Here is a 16,843-nt window from a genome sequence, read left to right as displayed (position 1 = left end):
ATCATAATTGTCAGAGTTTTTTATTTGCGTACCAATTAGTATGTTATTATCTTATAATTAGCCTGTTATATTGTCAAATGCAGATTGGTTTATCGCACCAAGGAGATATCAGTATGAGGATAAAACAAAGTATTTTTACTATATTTATTGACAGTATTCTTTTTAATGAGTTATATTTACTGGGAAAAATATATTACCGATCGGTATGATATTTTATCGGTATTTGATTGTCATACAAAGAAAGCTATTAGAATAGGAGAGATGGACCATGGAGATAGGTATTACTTCGTTTGTAGAAACAAAGCCTGACGTTCAGACAGGTGAAGTGATAAGTCACGCACAGCGATTGCGCGAAGTTGTCGAGGAAATTATCCTTGCTGATCAAGTGGGACTTGATGTGTTTGGGGTAGGTGAGCATCATCGGAAGGATTATTCGGCATCTTCACCAGCAATTGTGCTGTCAGCGGCTGCAGCGCAGACGAAACGGATTCGGCTGACCAGTGCAGTCACAGTGCTTTCTTCAGCTGATCCCGTTCGCGTTTTTCAGGATTTTGCTACGCTGGATGGTATTTCGAATGGACGTGCGGAGATTATGGCGGGCCGAGGTTCCTTTATTGAATCTTTTCCACTGTTTGGCTATGACTTGGAAGACTATGATGAGCTGTTTGAACAACATTTGGAATTGCTTCTTAAAATACGGGAGTCCGAAAAAGTAACCTGGAAAGGCGGACATCGGCCAGCGATTAACAATTTGGGTGTGTATCCACGGCCGGTTCAGAATCCTTTACCGATATGGGTTGGCAGCGGGGGCAGGCAGGATTCTGCTATCCGTGCAGGTCTGTTAGGGCTGCCCTTGATGTTGGCGATCATTGGTGGAAATCCGATGAATTTTGCACCGCTTGTACAGCTTTATAAGAAGGCAGCAGCGCACGCTGGTCATGACGAATCGCAGCTTAAGGTTGGATCGCACTCGATAGGATTTGTTGGAGAGAATAATGAACGAGCTGCAGATACATATTTCCCTTCTACGATGGCAGGTATGAATAGATTAGGCAGGGAGCGGGGCTGGGCGCATTATGATCGTTCTAGCTACGATGCCGCGCGCAGCTTTGAAGGTGCGCTGTATGTTGGCGATCCTGAGACTGTTGCCCAGAAGATCATTCACCTTCGCAAACATGTAGGTGTTACACGCTTTATGCTGTATGTTCCGTTAAGTACAATGCCGCATGCCGAGGTGATGAGAGCCATTGAGCTGCTGGGAACAGAGGTAGCACCCCGAGTTCGGAAGGAAATAGCCCAGTGGGAAGCGGAGACGGAAAAAAGATTATAAAAACCAAACATAGGAGTGATTCACATGGATTTTGAAAATCGTTTGTACCCAGAATTTAGGTCGGTAATTGCACAATTTCCTGGATTTCAATTGGAAGAAAATTTAGAACTGAGTAGAAGCTATTTGTCGAGTCCTCCCATTGAGCAGTCGAAGCACGTACGCACGACAAGCCGGATGATTCCGAGCGTAGCAGGCGAGATATTAGTTAAAATCTACGAACCTGCCCAGCGAACTGACGTTAGGCTTCCGGCCATGCTGTGGATTCACGGGGGAGGCTATGTGATGGGGCATCCTGATATGGACGATGCTTTGTGCGAACGCTTCGTGCAGGCGGCCAAATGCGTCGTCGTATCGGTCGATTACCGACTTGCTCCCGAGCATCCCTACCCAGCTGCCATCGATGACTGTTATGCCGCTTTGACGTGGATGACCGATGAAGCTGAGCTGCTGGGCATCGACTTAGATCGAGTCGCAATTGCCGGAGCAAGTGGGGGCGGCGGTCTGACCGCAGCACTTGCTTTAATGGCCCGTGACAAAGGCGGGCCAGCCCTCATTTTCCAAATGCCGCTGTATCCGATGATCGATGACCGTAGTATTACGGTGTCAAGTCATGAGATTACGGCCGATAACGCACCATGGAACCGGAAGAACAACTTGGCGGCTTGGAACATGTACTTGGGGGATCGTACTGAAGACACCGAGGTGTCCCTATACGCTGTGCCGTCGAGAGCGGAATGCTTGGCTGGGCTACCGCCGACCTATACGTGCATTGGCCAGCTCGATCTGTTCCGAGATGAGACGATTGAATATGTGACACGCCTTGCCCAAGCTGGGGTAGACGTTGAATTCCATCTGTATCCCGGCACATTCCACAACTTTGAGGGGATGGTTCCGCAAGCAGAAGTAAGCCAACGTGCTAGCCAAAGTTATGTAGATGCAATTGCACGAGCCCTTAATTCTTAAACTATTAAATGGGCAGTCTCCAAAGTGATATGCTTCCAAAAAAGTAGACAGGTTAAATAATAAAACTTGCTACTGTAAGGGGAGCATATCACTTTTTGCAGTAATCTTTTTTGTCGTTTGATACGAGACTAGTTTTTAACCGAAACGATGTGTTAAAGGAGCACCAGGTGTTCAGTCGCCCCGCAATGATGTAAAGTTTTTCGGGTAAAATCTTTACTTTTACATGTAGCGGATAATAACCTTTCATTCTTATAATTGGAAATGTAAGCGATTTATTTAGAGGCGAGGATATTAAAAAACTATACGTATGAGGAGGAGATTGTATGTCGAAATTTAAAGTGGGCAAGTTGGTAAGCAGCTTGGCGTTGGCGGGTGTGTTGTTATCATCAGTTCTGATAAACCCGGCTAGTGCCAGTATGGCGAACGGTGGCAAATTCCTCGGGAATATCATTGCTGGAAGTGTCCCTGCAAGTTTCGGAACATACTGGAACCAGGTGACGCCAGAGAATTCGACCAAATGGGGGTCGGTTGAAGGCAGTCGTAACAACATGAACTGGTCGCAGGCGGATACCGCCTACAATTATGCCCGTAACAATGGCTTCCCGTTCAAGTTCCATACATTGGTATGGGGTGCTCAGGAGCCAGGTTGGATTAGCGGACTGTCGGCTGCTGATCAGAAGGCGGAAGTGACCCAGTGGATTAAAGCAGCAGGTCAACGCTATCCGAATGCGGAGTTTATAGATGTGGTGAATGAGCCCCTGCATCAGAAGCCATCCTTCCGCAATGCCATAGGCGGTGACGGATCGACCGGATGGGATTGGGTCATATGGTCGTTCCAACAGGCAAGACAAGCCTTCCCGAATGCCAAGCTGATGATTAATGAATATGGAATTATCAACGATCCCTCGTTAACCGACCAATATGTCAATATTATTAATCAGCTCAAGAGCAGAGGCCTGATTGACGGTATTGGTATTCAATGCCACCAGTTTAGCATGGACACTGTCTCAGTTAACACGATGAACACTGTACTGAACAAACTGGCGGCAACAGGATTGCCAATCTATGTGTCGGAACTGGATATAACTGGCGACGACAACACCCAGCTTGCCAGATACAAGGAGAAATTTCCGGTATTATGGAAGCATTCTGCGGTGAAGGGAGTTACGCTCTGGGGGTATATCCAGGGACAAACTTGGAAGCCGAACACACATCTGCTGAATTCTAACGGCACGGAACGTCCTGCGCTCCAATGGCTGAGACAATATGTGCAGAGTTAAACTATAGGTGGCACTTAAAACCCAACAGATGCGAAATTTTTCCGAATGTCTGGGCTGGGTAGATATTTATTTGACGAAGTCTTGGCTGAAATGTTATACGCCCAAGGCTTCTTTTTATTTAGCTTAAACCTAACGTATCAAAACCTAATCCAACTCAATTAGGCTTACATACCCAATCTATAACTTTAACCCACTTGAAATAAAACCGTCTGGACGGTATAGTAAAGAGGGGTGATCAATATGAATACAACTAAAAAAACATTAAAAAGAGAATTAATTCTTAAAGCGGCCTCCATGATTGTGCACGAAGAAGGAGTAGAGAAGTTAACGTTAGAAGCGGTGGCTAAGAAAGCGGGAATAAGTAAAGGAGGATTGCTTTACCATTTTCCGAATAAGGATGAATTGGTTTTGGGAATGGTTGAGCAACTATCGACCAGCTTTGTCTCCGAATTTAATGAGAGAGCAGAAAACGATATGCATTCCAAAGGAAGATGGACTCGCGCTTATATGAATACATCATTTTCTGGCGATCGGAATGCAAGTGACCTGTATACCGCTCTTTCAGCAGCACAGTTTACGAACCCTCAAATGCTAAAGTTACTTCAGGACGAGTATGAGAATATCCAAAACAAAATTGAAAACGACGAATTGGATCCCGTTCGTTCCACGATAGTCCGATTAGCTATAGACGGCTTGTGGTTTGCCGAAATGTTTGGGCTTGCTCCTCCTAATGAGGAAATGAGGCAAAAAATGATGGAAGAATTGAAGACATATATAAAGGAGAATGAATAATGGCTTATCTTTTCTTGGCAATCTCTATTGTTGGTGAACTTATTGGAACTTCAATGCTTAAAGCTTCAGAAGGTTTTACCAGATTGTATCCGACTCTATTCACAATTGTTGCGTTTGTGGTCTCTTTCTTCTTTATCTCTCTATCCCTTAAGACGCTTCCTTTAAATATGACTTATGCCATCTGGTCAGGTGTAGGGGCTGTTGCTACAACGCTTATTTCAGTATTGATTTGGAAAGAAAAAATCAATACAGGAAGTATCGCAGGTATTGCTTTAATTGTTATTGGCGTGGTGGTACTGAACCTATTTGGTGCAGGACATGGTGAGGCAAAAGCTACAACAGAAGCAACGGGTTCAATCGTTCAAAAATGAGATAAAGATTTTCGGACCGAGGATATAAACACGCTTGAAGGCATAAGGGCATTCGTCGAGAAAGTTCTTGTGCCGCACGGCGTGAGGGTATGAATTTTTAGTCATGTAAATTTTTTTGATTGAATTACGGATATAATAAGTCTATAATATCTATTGTAGAGTGTTTCATATTTACCACCATACGGAAGCAAGGTGTAGATATTAGTAGACTTTAAAATCTAATTAGTAGAAGGGAAGTCTAATTAATGACCCAGTCTTTATTTGATCCCGAAGTATGGAAGGCTGCTTGGATAAACGATCCGGAAGCCGGTGTAAATCGAATGCTTAGAGCGGGAACGGTACCGGCTCATTCGTTTGATGATATGGCAAGGGCAAGAAGCTTCCACAAGCAGGCATTTAATGAAGAGGGAATAAAGAGAACAGCCAGAATTATGGGATGGCTAAGGACACAGGGAGTTACCATTAAAGACTCCTCTATCCTGGATATTGGTGCTGCCTCGGGTGTCTTCAGTATTCCTTTTGCAGAGGAAGGGGCAAATGTTACTGCCGTTGAGCCCTCAGGACCGTTGACAGCCTTAATGGAAGAGAGTATTAAGCCATCGATAAAGGAAAACATTAAAATCGTACGGGAACAATTTGAGGAGTTATCTATTGAGACGAACGGATGGCAAAACAAATTTGATCTGGTGTTTGCATCCATGTGTCCAGCCATTTTCGGTTGGGAAATGGTAGAGAAGGCGCTCGCCTGTGCCAGCCAGTTTTGTTACATCAGTACGAGTGCTGGGCCTAAGGAGCATAGTCTGATTCAGGAATTGCGCCCTGTAGTCGGAATAAAAGAGGACCTAGTACAAACTTCAGATATGGCATATATCATCCAACTATTAAATATATATGGCTACTCTTTTCAAACCCTGATTACTCGTGAAACCCAAACGGTAATGATGTCGGTGGACGAGGCGGTAAAACATACATTAGGCTGGTTCTCATTCTTCGGGATGCCAACAGATGAACAGTCGCTACAGAAAGCAGAAGCCTATTTAAGAGAGACGTACGTAGGGAAGAGAATCCCTGTTCAGCAAGGAGGACGCTTTGGTAAAGTTCTGGTCCGTATAAAGAATCAGCACATGTATTAATCGTTTTGTCATGTAGCTTCTATTTATTCCCCTTGCCCTTCAGAATCTCAACGTCTGTTACATAATATAGACACAAGAGCATTGTGGGGAAAATGTATTCAAAATAAGAGCCCTAATGAAGGGAAGAACCACTTCATTAGGGCTCTGGAGATTTACTACGGCTATGGATCACTGCCAGTTTGTGTGAAAGAATCCTGCTACATCACTTCGTTCATAAGTATGGGCACCAAAATAATCCCTTTGTGCTTGCAAAAGGTTAGCATTCGAAATGCCTGTCCGGTAACTATCATAATAAGTAAGTGAAGCACTTAAACAGGGAAACGAAGTGCCAGAATTAATACCCTCACAGACAATTTTTCGTAATCCTTTTTGATACTCTTTAACTTTTTCAGCAAAATACGGGGCGATTAATAGATTAGCCAAATTCGGCTGTTCTTGATATGTTTCGCTTATTACGTTTAAGAATTCAGCACGAATGATGCAACCACCACGGAAAATAAGGGCAATATCCTTTAAAGGTAAATTCCATCCGTAAAGTTCAGAAGTCATTTTATATTGTATAAATCCTTGCGCGTAGGCACAAATCTTACCCATATAAAAAGCTTGTCTAATGTACTCAATCCACACATCTTTATCTAAACTTCGCTGATCAATCCCTGGTCCTGTTAGAATATTTTCTGCATAAACTCGTTCTTCTTTTAAAGAGGAGATGTAACGGGCAAACAATGACTCTGTAATAATGGATGATGGGATCCCATTGTCAATTGCTTGAATGCTTGTCCATTTACCAGTGCCCTTTTGCCCTGTTTTATCAAGAATCACATCAATTAGTGGTAAGCCTGTTACATCATCCTTTTTCCGTAAAATCTCTGCTGTGATTTGGATTAAATAACTTTTTAGCTCCCCTTGATTCCATATTTCAAAGATATCAGCAATTTCATTCACAGATAAACGTAACCTTTTTCTTAAAAATGTATAGGTTTCTGCGATTAATTGCATATCTGCATACTCGATTCCGTTATGTACCATTTTTACAAAGTGACCGGACCCTTTTGGACCCATATAAACACAGCAAGGGTCTGCGTCCACTTGGGCTGCTATTTTTGTTAGAATAGGAGCTGCTTTTTCATATACGTTTTTATCTCCACCAGGCATGATCGAAGGTCCATTTAAAGCCCCGACTTCGCCGCCGGAAATACCGATTCCTAAATAACCGATTCCTTTTGACTTCAATTCATCATATCTATGTTCCGTATCTTTGTAATGGGAGTTACCACCGTCCATAATCACATCGCCTGCTTCAAGGAAGGGTACTAATGTACCTATTACCGAATCGACCGGTTTGCCCGCTGTTACCATAAGGAAGATTTTTCTTGGAGTTTTTAAGGAGTAAACAAAATCTTGAATTTCGTAGTAGGGATGGATAGAGTGACCTTCACTTTTTTTAACAAGATCATCCGTTAAATCCCTCGTATAGTTATAGACAGCGACTTGCTCACCCTTACCAGCCATGTTTAAGGCGATATTACGGCCCATTACCCCTAAACCAATGACACCAATTGTGTTGGACATTTTTCTGCTCCTTTTATTTGAAATGAATAGGCCGTAGATCCTCACTTATAGGCTTAGAAAATTCTAAGAAAAATAAGTGGGGGATCTACCGCCCGGGAATCATGGTTTATACGAATAAACTTAGTACTAAAATAAATCCTAATCCAGCTACAGAAATGATGGTCTCAAGCAATGTCCATGTTGCAAATGTTTCTTTCATACTTAAACCAAAATATTCTTTAAACATCCAGAAACCAGCATCGTTAACATGTGAAGCTATTAAACTACCCGCTCCCGTTGCAAGCACAACTAAAGCAAGATTAACGTCGGATTGTCCTAACATCGGAATAACTAAACCAGCGGTTGTTAAAGCTGCAACAGTTGCAGAACCTAAGGAAATTCGTAATATTGCAGCGATAATCCAGGCAAGTAAGATGGGTGATAATGTAGTTCCATTGAATAATTCAGCTACATAGTCACCTACGCCGCCATTAATCAGTACTTGTTTGAAGGCTCCGCCACCCCCAATGATTAAGAGCATCATCCCAATATGAGTAATAGCCGTTGTACAAGATGCCATTACATTTTTGATTGGAATTTTCCGTGCTATTCCCATGGTGTAGACAGCTACCAGTAAGGAAATTAACATGGAAGTTGATGCATCACCAATAAAACGGATCGCTGCTAGTAAACTGCTATCTTCAAATCCCATTGTTTTTTGAAGCAAAGTAATAACCGTAGCAATAGACATTAAAATAACAGGAAGCATTGCAGTAAATACACTGATACCAAATCCCGGAGTTTCCTCGGATTTAAATACTTTTTGTTCACCTAAAGAGGCAATATTACCCGTTTTCGTAAATGATGCAGGTACGAGTTTTTTGGCAAGCTTAGTAAATACAGGTCCAGCTAAAATAACGGTTGGAATGGCAATAATGAAACCGTAAAGTAAAACCTCACCAAGGTTCGCGCCATATTCACCAGCAATAACTGTTGGCCCTGGATGTGGAGGTAAGAAACCATGTGTTACGGATAAAGCTGCAACCATCGGAATACCGAGATATAAGATAGAAACCTTTAATTCTTTTGAAATGGCAAATATGATTGGAATTAACAATACTAATCCTACTTCAAAAAATAACGCCACACCGATAATGAATGAAGCAGCTACGACTGCCCATTGGATATTTTTTTCACCAAATTTGTCTACGAGGGTCATAGCAATTCGTTGAGCACCACCAGAATCAGCGATCAACTTACCTAACATCGCTCCAAGTCCAAAGATTAACGCTAAGTGACCAAGGGTTCCGCCTAATCCGGCTTCGATGGTTTTGACAATTTCCTCTAATGGCATTCCAAGTGCTAAAGCGACGCCGAACGATACAATGATTAATGAAATAAAGGTATTCAATTTGAAGCCCATGATTAAAACTAATAATGCTAAAATTCCAATCGCTACGATAACTAATGGCATTGTAATTACCCCCTGCTTTTTATCTTTTTAGTGTTTAATTAAGCTTCTTTGATAATTGGAAATCCGTGTATAATCATCTTCTAATACTCTGGATAGGTTAATGAAAATCGGCAGCAATTTCCTATATTCCTTGGTCGCTTCTTCTTTTGGTGTATGTTTGTTGGTACTGCCAATCATTTCAGAAACGACTTCAAAGGACTGGATTTGTCCGGTGGTATACAAGCCTAAAATACAAGCTCCTAGACAAGAACTTTCGTAGCTTTCTGGAACGACGACTTCAGATGAGAATATGTCAGACATCATTTGCCGCCAAACATCTGATCTTGCGAAGCCTCCAGTAGCTTGAATTCGGGTCACAGGACCGTCCATACATTCGGTTAATGCTAAAAATACGGTGTACAAATTGTAAATGACTCCTTCTAGGGCTGCGCGAATCATATGTTCTTTCTTATGTGACATCGTTAAACCGAAGAATGAGCCACGTACGTCTGGGTTCCATAATGGCGCACGTTCACCAGCCAGGTATGGATGGAATAACAATCCGTCAGATCCTGGTCTTACACGTTCAGCAATCTTGGTTAGTACATCATATGGATCAATTCCTAGTCTTTTCGCTGTTTCTACTTCTGATGAGGCAAGTTCGTCACGGATCCAGCGAAGGACCATCCCGCCATTGTTCACCGGCCCCCCAATAACCCAGTGCTTTTCTGTTAAGGCATAACAAAATATTCTTCCCTTTTCGTCTGTCTGAGGCTTGTCTATAATGGTTCGAATGGCACCGCTTGTCCCGATTGTGACGGCAACTTCGCCTTTTCGTATCGCATTTACACCTAGATTAGAAAGGACTCCATCGCTAGCTCCAATGACAAACGATGTTTGTGGATCGATCCCCATCTTTTTTGCTAAATCTGAATCACAGTTGGTAAATATCCTGGTTGTTGGCACGAGCTCAGATAATTGAGAAGGGGTTATACCAGCAATTTTTAATGCTTCTTCATCCCAATCTAATTTTTCTAGATTCATCATGCCCATGGCAGAAGCTAGGGAATAATCCACTACATATTGATCAAAGAACTTTTTAAAAATATATTCTTTAATTCCGATATACTTTTTAACCTTGACAGCGGTTTCAGGAAGGTCATTCACAATCCAGGCTATTTTCGTTAAGGGTGACATGGGGTGAATGGGTGTTCCTGTTCGTTTATAGACTTCATGGCCATTCAGCTCATCTTTTATTTTATGTGCCCACGCTTCACTGCGATTATCTGCCCAAGTGATACAAGACGTCAGTGGGCGGTCATTTTCATCCATCGCAATGACACTATGCATGGCACTGCTAAATGAAACAAACGATAGCTTTTTTTGTGAGTGATGTTTCATTATATTTGAAGTGGCTTGCAGAACAGCCTGAAAAATCTCTTCTGGGTTTTGTTCAGCTGTTGCTATATCCGGTGTATAAAGCGGGTATCCAATATTCTCTTGTTGGATGACTTCGCCTTTTTCGCTAAATAGAACGGCTTTCGTACTTGTGGTTCCGATATCTACACCTAACATATAGTTAGTCATTTTGTTGCACGACTCCTTTAGATAGCATTTGTTGTGACATCCATAGGTCTTCTACTTTACCTTGAACATCATCAAAGTTTTCATGTAAAGACTTGATCATGAGGTCTCTATCTTTTGCTTTGATTGCTTCAATATAAAGTTCGTGATTGTTTATAATCCGTGTAAAGTCTTCATACTTTTCTTTAAAACGCATACGCATCGACAAAAGAATGAGACTTTCCATAACAGGCTTTAAATTATTCCAGATCATCAGAATATGCGAATGATTGACTGCACGAATAATCGTTTCATGGAACAAGACATCTTGATATGAAAACTCATCAGCATCACTATATTTAACGGCGACTTTCATCATTTCGAGTATTTTACTAAGTTCCTTCGCCAAATCATTAGTATCCATCTTTACAAGACGTTCAAATACGAAGGATTCTATGAGCAGACGGACATCATAAATTTCTTCTATTTCTTTTTCTGATAGGCCAATAACAACGGCTCCCATTCTTTCTAATCGAATGATATTTTCGGATGCCAGTATTTTTAACGCTTCACGAATGGGTGAGCGACTTACAGTGAAATCAGCAGCTAGTTTATTTTCGGATAATATGGTACCGCTTTCAATCCCGCCAGAAATAATGCGCATTCTAAGCTCGGATGTTACGCGATCACCAGCAGAGGCTTTTAAAAGCCATTTGGAGGGATATAGGAATTCTGATTCGACCATCATTTCACCTTCTCAATTAATCAAGTATACTTGTATACAGGTATTATAATCTGAAATTTTAAATTTGCAAGCGTATACATTAAATTTGTTTTGTAACGCCTCGATACATAAAATGAAAATTGCATATTAAGACATAGATCCTGTTTGGATCTTCTCATATATAGTGCTAGACTCAATACTGATTTCATCTATAGGTTCCAATTGAAGTTCCGATTTTTTGTTCAAATGCACAATCAATTTCGTCTGTTCTTCAATATTTTTAACATGCGGCAATCGATATAATGAAAGCGTAATCAAAAATTACCCGGGGGGTTAGACAGATGGAAGGATTGACGATCAGTTGGATAGGAGCTCTGGCAGGGCTGGCTATTGCAATTATTCTGATATTAAGAAAGCTGAATCCGGTTTACGCTTTATTTTTGGGAGCTATTGTAGGCGCTTTATTGGGCGGAGCCAATCTGGAGCAGACGATCAGCGTGTTAATAAGCGGTACGCAAAGTGTGATGGGGACGGTCATTCGTGTGCTTGCCGCAGGTGTATTGGCAGGTGTAATGATGGAATCCGGGGCAGCGGAGACGATTGCGCAGGCTATTGTAAAGAAGTTCGGCGGCAGTAAAGCGATACTCGCACTAGCCTTGGCGACGATGATTATTACGGCGGTAGGTGTATTTATTCCCGTTGCCGTGTTGATTGTGGCACCTATTGCATTGTCGGTCGGTAACAAAATGGGGATTTCCAAGCTGGCGCTCCTGTTGGCTTTGTCTGGAGGCGGAAAAGCGGGGAACATCATCTCTCCCAATCCTAATACGATTGCAGCGGCGCGCGGATTTAATCTGGATTTAAGCCACGTGATGTTGGCGGGTGTGGTTCCTGCGATATGTGGTTTAATCATGACTGTTTTGGTGGCGTCTATGTTGAAAACCAAAGGTGTGAAGGTGTCTGATCAGGATATCATGGACAGTGACGTCGATACATCGAAATATCCAGCGTTGGGACGGGCGATTGTAGCCCCGCTGGTAGCTGTTATTTTGCTGATGATTAACCCGATTGGTTCTATTTCCGGTATTGAAGCACTTTCGAGTTTCAAGGTGGATGCGATGTACATTTTGCCGATCGCTGGGATTGTGGGTATGCTGGCCATGGGGCAAGGGCGCAATATCTTAAAGTATTCGGCCTCCGGTTTAAATAAAATGACGGCGACTGTGCTGATTTTGATCGGTGCGGGCGGGATTGCGGGTCTGATCTCTGCTTCCAACTTGTCTGCTCAGGTGGTTGGCCTGATTGAAGCTTCGGGAGTTTCCGGTACATTTTTGGCACCGCTTGCAGGCATTCTGATGGCAGCTGCTACGGCGTCCACCTCGACGGGCGTTATTTTGGCGACAGGCTCGTTTGGGGAAGCCATTCTGAACATGGGAACGGCCCCACTCGCTGCAGCTGTGATGGTGCATACAGGAGCTACAGTCATTGATTCCTTGCCGCAGGGCAACTATTTTCACGTCACGGCAGACAGCATGAAAATGAGCATTAAACAACGGATGGGCTTGATTCCTTACGAAGCTATTGTGGGTGGAACGATGGCAATTGTAGCGACAATCATGTATGGATTTTTACTTTAATATTCACGATGGGGTGAGAAGATGAGAGAGAAAACGTTTGTGCTGGCACCAGATTCTTTTAAAGAAAGCATGACGGCTAAAGAAGTATGTATCGCGATGGAGAAAGGACTGCGCAAGGTCTATCCGGCGGCGAATTATGTCCACGTACCGATGGCGGACGGCGGTGAAGGAACGGTGCAGTCACTGGTGGATGCGACAGGCGGACAGATTCGTTATATCGAGGTGACAGGACCGCTTGGAGAACCTGTAACTGCTGCATACGGCCTGCTGGGAGACGGCACCACAGCGGCAATCGAGATGGCATCCGCCAGTGGAATCCATTTGGTGAACAAGGATAACAAAAACCCGTTAAAGACAACAACCTACGGAACAGGGGAGTTAATCCGTGAATGTCTGAACCAGGGAATTCGAAAAATTATCATCGGCATTGGTGGAAGCGCGACGAATGATGGCGGTACAGGAATGGCGGAAGCGCTGGGCGCCAGATTTCTGGATACAAAAGGCAATACTCTTCCGCGCGGCGGCGGTAGTCTGGGCGAGCTGGCCAGTGTTGATATTTCATCACTGGATGACCGCTTGCAGCAGGTACAATTAATTGTAGCCTGTGATGTGACAAATCCGCTGTGCGGAGAGCATGGGGCATCTCAAGTATTCGGGCCACAAAAAGGGGCGACTCCGGAAATGGTGCAGCAATTGGATGCCAATCTTGCTCATTACGCCGATGTGGTGAAGCAGCAGCTGGGCAAGGATGTGCGCGATCTCCCAGGCGCAGGCGCAGCAGGTGGATTGGGTGCGGGCTTATTAATTTTCACTCAGGCGGCGCTGCAAAAAGGCATTGAAATTGTGATTGAATACACCGGTTTAAAACAAAAGCTCGCCACTGCCGATATCGTTTTGACGGGGGAAGGCGGTATTGATTTTCAGACCAAATTCGGTAAAACTCCTTATGGAGTAGCCCAGGCGGCAAAACAGTCTGGAAAAAAGGTCATTGCGGTCGCAGGTTATATCGGGGAAGGGATCGACACGTTGTACAAGGAAGGAATAGATGCGGTGTTCGGCATCGTACCGGGAGCCTCGGAGCTCGGTAAGCTGCTGGCCGAAGGGCCGCAAAACGTAGAGCGTACGTGCGAGAATATCGCAAGAGTATTTCAATTGAGCGAGAAATGAACAGATGGAGAAGCGGGTTTTAAACATAAAACGGCATCATACAAATACGATATAATACGAGCGCTCGCCTGTAATCCCGAACCTAGCTAAAGCCGGATTGACTAAGAAATTTGGGTGACGGCGAGCGAAAATATGGTGTTACTGGCGCATGGTCTGGCGTGATACAGCAGTTCATTGATACAGTGCCAATAAGCCGTGCGTAAGCTCAAAAAGCTGAAGGAGATTCCGGGGATCTTTACCGGTTAAGGTATGAATGCGCTTCAGGCGGTATTGCAACGTATTTCGGTGAATATTTAATTCATCTGCGGTAAAGGAGACACTGCCGTTATGGTTAATAAAGCTTCGCAGCGTATCCAGCAAATCCACGGTATCTTCCAGCTTGCTAACCAGATAGATCGTATTCGTCAGGTTCGTTTGACTCAATTTGACCAGAAATTCGACTTCCGCAAAAGAAATTTTTTGCACAGGCGGGCGCAAAGCCAGTAAAACATTCATAGCTGACTTGGCCTGCATATAAACATCCGCAATGTTGATCTCTTGTCTGCTGACCGTAACCAGCACATCGGGATGGCTGCGCACAAGTGGCTCTAGCAGTTTGTCTGTCGGCTCCTGATTTTGTATTAGGATGAGATAGCAGTCTTCCTCCATACGAAAGGATGGATGCTGCATAAATATATTGGACAACTCGGCTAAATGAGCTGGATCAGTAGGCAGGTACTTTACATATACAGCCGAAGTTTTTAGAAGCAAATCAATGTGATATTGGGCTGCTTCTTTTTTTATTTTTTGCGTGTAGGCTCCCTGATGATTTAACAGCATTTCCAGCACAGATTTTTTGCGGTTGGCTTCGTGGGCCAGATGCTCCAAGGAGATCCGCTGTTCAATCAGGAGAGACACCGTAGTTTTAACAATATTGCAAAAAGGACGCACTTCATCAGGATTGCCTGAAATACCAATGACACCAACTAACTCATGATGAATGACAATCGGTTCATTGGTTCCCTTTTTCTCATAGTGGCCGTCCTGCCACACTTCAACCATTTTCCCAGTTTCGAGCGCCTGAACAGCTCCTTGGTGAATGGTTCCGATTCGTTCACTCTCGCCGCTGCCAATGATGATGCCGCGTTCATTCATAATATTGATATTGTATGGAATATCCTTCATCATTTTGTCTACGATGTCTTGAGCTTGTTTTTCGGAGAGCTGAAACAAATCAGGATTCCTCCCTTATCTATAGTGATATAGTGTGTTTTAATGTACTACCTTTATGAAAGGGTTTTCAATCCATTGTGCATCTGAACAATATGATAAAGCGGATTACCGAACATGTCAGTCAATTTTATCATAGATGTGAAATTGCAGCATATTATAATAATCCATTAAACGATGTTATATATTTTTGCATTGAGTGTAATCTAGAGTATAGTTGTACGCAAAAAAACAGGGCTCATAGGAGCACCTGCTTTTTGTCTATCCTTTTTATTGCCAGCCACGCTGTCTAATGACGGACCTCGCGGAAGCTGTAGATAATATCATGTAGCTCTTTCTTAAAACGACTATATTTAGATGCGGGCGTATATCCGAGCACCTGATAATAATCATTTTCGGTCTCAATAATCGCCACATGGGTGACATAATGGTTCACATCTTTTTGTCCTTTAATCGTAAACTCAATGGCAGGATATCCATGAATCGTTGTGTTAGATGAAGGTCCTACAGTAGAGAGATTAAACTCTTTGGTCATGTTGTATTGAATTTTCTTTGTGTAGTGCTGGAGAGTTACATTGCCCAATTCCTTTTTCGAATTGGATACTACCGCAACGGACTTTTGAATGTACGGATTAAATATCGCAATCTCTGCTTTTCCTTCACGGTCCGGGTCTGTTGACCAGTCCAGCGGGGCCGTGATTTGAAATCGTCCATCTTTACTTACATAGCTTTGCTCTTTCTTGCTCACTGGAGCTTCAGGAGGTACGTAACTGTCTGCAAGTATAAAAATAGCATTTACAAACGAGGCTCCCAAGATCACCATTGCAGTAAAAAATATAAAGAGCGAACGTTTCATTGTCTTTTTGTTAATCGGCTCTAAATCCCGTACCTTTACAACATATGTACCTGCAGCTAAATCACCAATTCGTTGTCTTGATGCAGTTACTAACACACTGATACCAGCAGGTATCCCACCCATTAGCAACGGATTGGTGTCTATGAGTCTGAGCAGCGTACGAATGAGTGATTTAAGAAAACCAGGAGGCTTTCCTTCCCCGTTAACCACCTTAATACGAAAAACGAACTTACCCAGCGTATAGCCTGTGTAACCTTCCAAAAGCAAATAATAGCTGAAGAAAGCAATAAGCAGAATACAACGGGTTGCAATCGCTAAAGGCAAAAACCATCTGTCCGTTATTTGAATGACAGAAATAAAAAAACAAATATACCCGATTACAAAAAATATGCAATCAAAAACTGTTGCTCCCCACCGTCTAAACAGAGTAGAATTCCCGTATGTTTTTGATAACGCCGCCATCCTGTTTGGATCTACCCCATAATTTTGACCATGCTGAATGTACGTCTGTCTTGAAGTTTCCTGCGGATTGTGTGATATGTGCTGTTCGTCCAAAAAATACACCTCTTCTTAATAATTGAAAACACACTCCTTATATTAACGGTCATTTTACAATCCATGTTTAGGAAAACATTCTATAAACAAAGAAATTATTATAAATATCCCTTCCTCTCATTGAACCGCATTCAGGCGCTAGTAGAGCCAGAGAATGCACAATCCTTGCGGTTGCTTGAAAAAGCAGGCTTTCGGCAAGAAGGGCTCCTCTCCCAATATGAATTTACGTTAGGGAAATATGATGATCTTTACATGTGCG

14 protein-coding genes are annotated in these 16,843 nt (G+C 43.0%); 8 read left to right on the top strand and 6 right to left on the bottom strand.

Annotated features, from left to right (window positions below):
- The first annotated feature begins 268 nt into the window (after positions 1–268).
- The 6 genes from MKX30_RS19415 to MKX30_RS19390 all read left to right on the top strand — a co-directional run bounded on the left by MKX30_RS19415 (position 269) and on the right by MKX30_RS19390 (position 5,869).
- Positions 269–1,330 (top strand): LLM class flavin-dependent oxidoreductase, encoded by a 1,062-nt coding sequence (locus MKX30_RS19415; RefSeq protein WP_071558013.1) that lies wholly within the window; start codon positions 269–271, stop codon positions 1,328–1,330.
- A 24-nt stretch (positions 1,331–1,354) separates the two neighbouring features.
- Entirely contained in the window at positions 1,355–2,293 is a 939-nt protein-coding gene (locus tag MKX30_RS19410) for an alpha/beta hydrolase (RefSeq protein ID WP_341063283.1), read from the top strand.
- 323 nt (positions 2,294–2,616) lie between these two features.
- Positions 2,617–3,573 carry an endo-1,4-beta-xylanase gene (locus MKX30_RS19405; RefSeq protein ID WP_160788349.1) on the top strand — a complete coding sequence of 319 codons (957 nt, stop codon included), beginning with the start codon at positions 2,617–2,619 and terminating at the stop codon, positions 3,571–3,573.
- Between the two features lie 240 nt (positions 3,574–3,813).
- The gene (locus MKX30_RS19400; RefSeq protein ID WP_023991063.1) at positions 3,814–4,365 is read left to right on the top strand and encodes a TetR/AcrR family transcriptional regulator; all 552 of its coding nucleotides are present in this window, start codon (positions 3,814–3,816) and stop codon (positions 4,363–4,365) included.
- Entirely contained in the window at positions 4,365–4,736 is a 372-nt protein-coding gene (locus MKX30_RS19395; RefSeq protein ID WP_279833133.1) for a DMT family transporter, read from the top strand. Before MKX30_RS19400 ends, MKX30_RS19395 begins: the two co-directional genes overlap by 1 nt.
- A gap of 245 nt (positions 4,737–4,981) precedes the next feature.
- The gene (locus MKX30_RS19390) at positions 4,982–5,869 is read left to right on the top strand and encodes a class I SAM-dependent methyltransferase (protein WP_053326461.1); all 888 of its coding nucleotides are present in this window, start codon (positions 4,982–4,984) and stop codon (positions 5,867–5,869) included.
- Positions 5,870–6,037: 168 nt separating this feature from the next.
- Here MKX30_RS19390 and gnd read toward each other — a convergent pair whose 3' ends face one another.
- The 4 genes from gnd to MKX30_RS19370 form a co-directional block, all read right to left on the bottom strand.
- On the bottom strand, positions 6,038–7,441 hold the full coding sequence (gene gnd, locus MKX30_RS19385) for a decarboxylating NADP(+)-dependent phosphogluconate dehydrogenase (RefSeq protein ID WP_341063282.1): 1,404 nt from the start codon (positions 7,439–7,441) through the stop codon (positions 6,038–6,040).
- Between the two features lie 106 nt (positions 7,442–7,547).
- Complete coding sequence (locus MKX30_RS19380) at positions 7,548–8,894, bottom strand: GntP family permease (RefSeq protein ID WP_023991059.1); 1,347 nt, start codon at positions 8,892–8,894, stop codon at positions 7,548–7,550.
- 27 nt (positions 8,895–8,921) lie between these two features.
- Positions 8,922–10,460, bottom strand: a complete 1,539-nt coding sequence (gene gntK / locus MKX30_RS19375; RefSeq protein WP_341063281.1) for a gluconokinase — start codon at positions 10,458–10,460, stop codon at positions 8,922–8,924.
- A complete protein-coding gene (locus MKX30_RS19370; RefSeq protein ID WP_068939234.1) occupies positions 10,453–11,184 on the bottom strand; it encodes a GntR family transcriptional regulator in 732 nt (243 codons plus the stop codon). Before MKX30_RS19370 ends, gntK begins: the two co-directional genes overlap by 8 nt.
- Positions 11,185–11,501: 317 nt before the next feature.
- Here MKX30_RS19370 and MKX30_RS19365 point away from each other — a divergent pair, with 317 nt between their 5' ends.
- Both MKX30_RS19365 and MKX30_RS19360 read left to right on the top strand, forming a co-directional pair.
- On the top strand, positions 11,502–12,797 hold the full coding sequence (locus MKX30_RS19365; RefSeq protein WP_023991056.1) for a GntP family permease: 1,296 nt from the start codon (positions 11,502–11,504) through the stop codon (positions 12,795–12,797).
- A gap of 21 nt (positions 12,798–12,818) precedes the next feature.
- The gene (locus MKX30_RS19360) at positions 12,819–13,964 is read left to right on the top strand and encodes a glycerate kinase family protein (RefSeq protein WP_341056950.1); all 1,146 of its coding nucleotides are present in this window, start codon (positions 12,819–12,821) and stop codon (positions 13,962–13,964) included.
- Positions 13,965–14,135: 171 nt separating this feature from the next.
- On the opposite strand, the gene MKX30_RS19355 is transcribed toward MKX30_RS19360, so the two are convergent.
- Together MKX30_RS19355 and MKX30_RS19350 are read right to left on the bottom strand one after the other, a co-directional pair.
- Entirely contained in the window at positions 14,136–15,176 is a 1,041-nt protein-coding gene (locus tag MKX30_RS19355; RefSeq protein WP_028540929.1) for a CdaR family transcriptional regulator, read from the bottom strand.
- A gap of 286 nt (positions 15,177–15,462) precedes the next feature.
- The gene (locus tag MKX30_RS19350) at positions 15,463–16,584 is read right to left on the bottom strand and encodes an RDD family protein (RefSeq protein WP_023991053.1); all 1,122 of its coding nucleotides are present in this window, start codon (positions 16,582–16,584) and stop codon (positions 15,463–15,465) included.
- Between the last annotated feature and the right edge of the window lie 259 nt (positions 16,585–16,843).

Origin of the sequence: Paenibacillus sp. FSL P2-0173 (assembly GCF_038008045.1) — a bacterium.
Lineage (GTDB): Bacteria > Bacillota > Bacilli > Paenibacillales > Paenibacillaceae > Paenibacillus > Paenibacillus polymyxa_B.
Note: the sequence above shows the minus strand (reverse complement) of the source record. Positions and strands in the feature narration are given on the sequence as shown.

What these genes read in the sequence shown, in the direction of transcription:
- MKX30_RS19415 (WP_071558013.1), top strand. Translation starts at nt 269, where the DNA reads ATGGAGATAGGTATTACTTCGTTTGTAGAAACAAAGCCTGACGTTCAG.
- MKX30_RS19410 (WP_341063283.1), top strand. Translation starts at nt 1,355, where the DNA reads ATGGATTTTGAAAATCGTTTGTACCCAGAATTTAGGTCGGTAATTGCA.
- MKX30_RS19405 (WP_160788349.1), top strand. Translation starts at nt 2,617, where the DNA reads ATGTCGAAATTTAAAGTGGGCAAGTTGGTAAGCAGCTTGGCGTTGGCG.
- MKX30_RS19400 (WP_023991063.1), top strand. Translation starts at nt 3,814, where the DNA reads ATGAATACAACTAAAAAAACATTAAAAAGAGAATTAATTCTTAAAGCG.
- MKX30_RS19395 (WP_279833133.1), top strand. Translation starts at nt 4,365, where the DNA reads ATGGCTTATCTTTTCTTGGCAATCTCTATTGTTGGTGAACTTATTGGA.
- MKX30_RS19390 (WP_053326461.1), top strand. Translation starts at nt 4,982, where the DNA reads ATGACCCAGTCTTTATTTGATCCCGAAGTATGGAAGGCTGCTTGGATA.
- gnd (WP_341063282.1), bottom strand. Translation starts at nt 7,441, where the DNA reads ATGTCCAACACAATTGGTGTCATTGGTTTAGGGGTAATGGGCCGTAAT.
- MKX30_RS19380 (WP_023991059.1), bottom strand. Translation starts at nt 8,894, where the DNA reads ATGCCATTAGTTATCGTAGCGATTGGAATTTTAGCATTATTAGTTTTA.
- gntK (WP_341063281.1), bottom strand. Translation starts at nt 10,460, where the DNA reads ATGACTAACTATATGTTAGGTGTAGATATCGGAACCACAAGTACGAAA.
- MKX30_RS19370 (WP_068939234.1), bottom strand. Translation starts at nt 11,184, where the DNA reads ATGATGGTCGAATCAGAATTCCTATATCCCTCCAAATGGCTTTTAAAA.
- MKX30_RS19365 (WP_023991056.1), top strand. Translation starts at nt 11,502, where the DNA reads ATGGAAGGATTGACGATCAGTTGGATAGGAGCTCTGGCAGGGCTGGCT.
- MKX30_RS19360 (WP_341056950.1), top strand. Translation starts at nt 12,819, where the DNA reads ATGAGAGAGAAAACGTTTGTGCTGGCACCAGATTCTTTTAAAGAAAGC.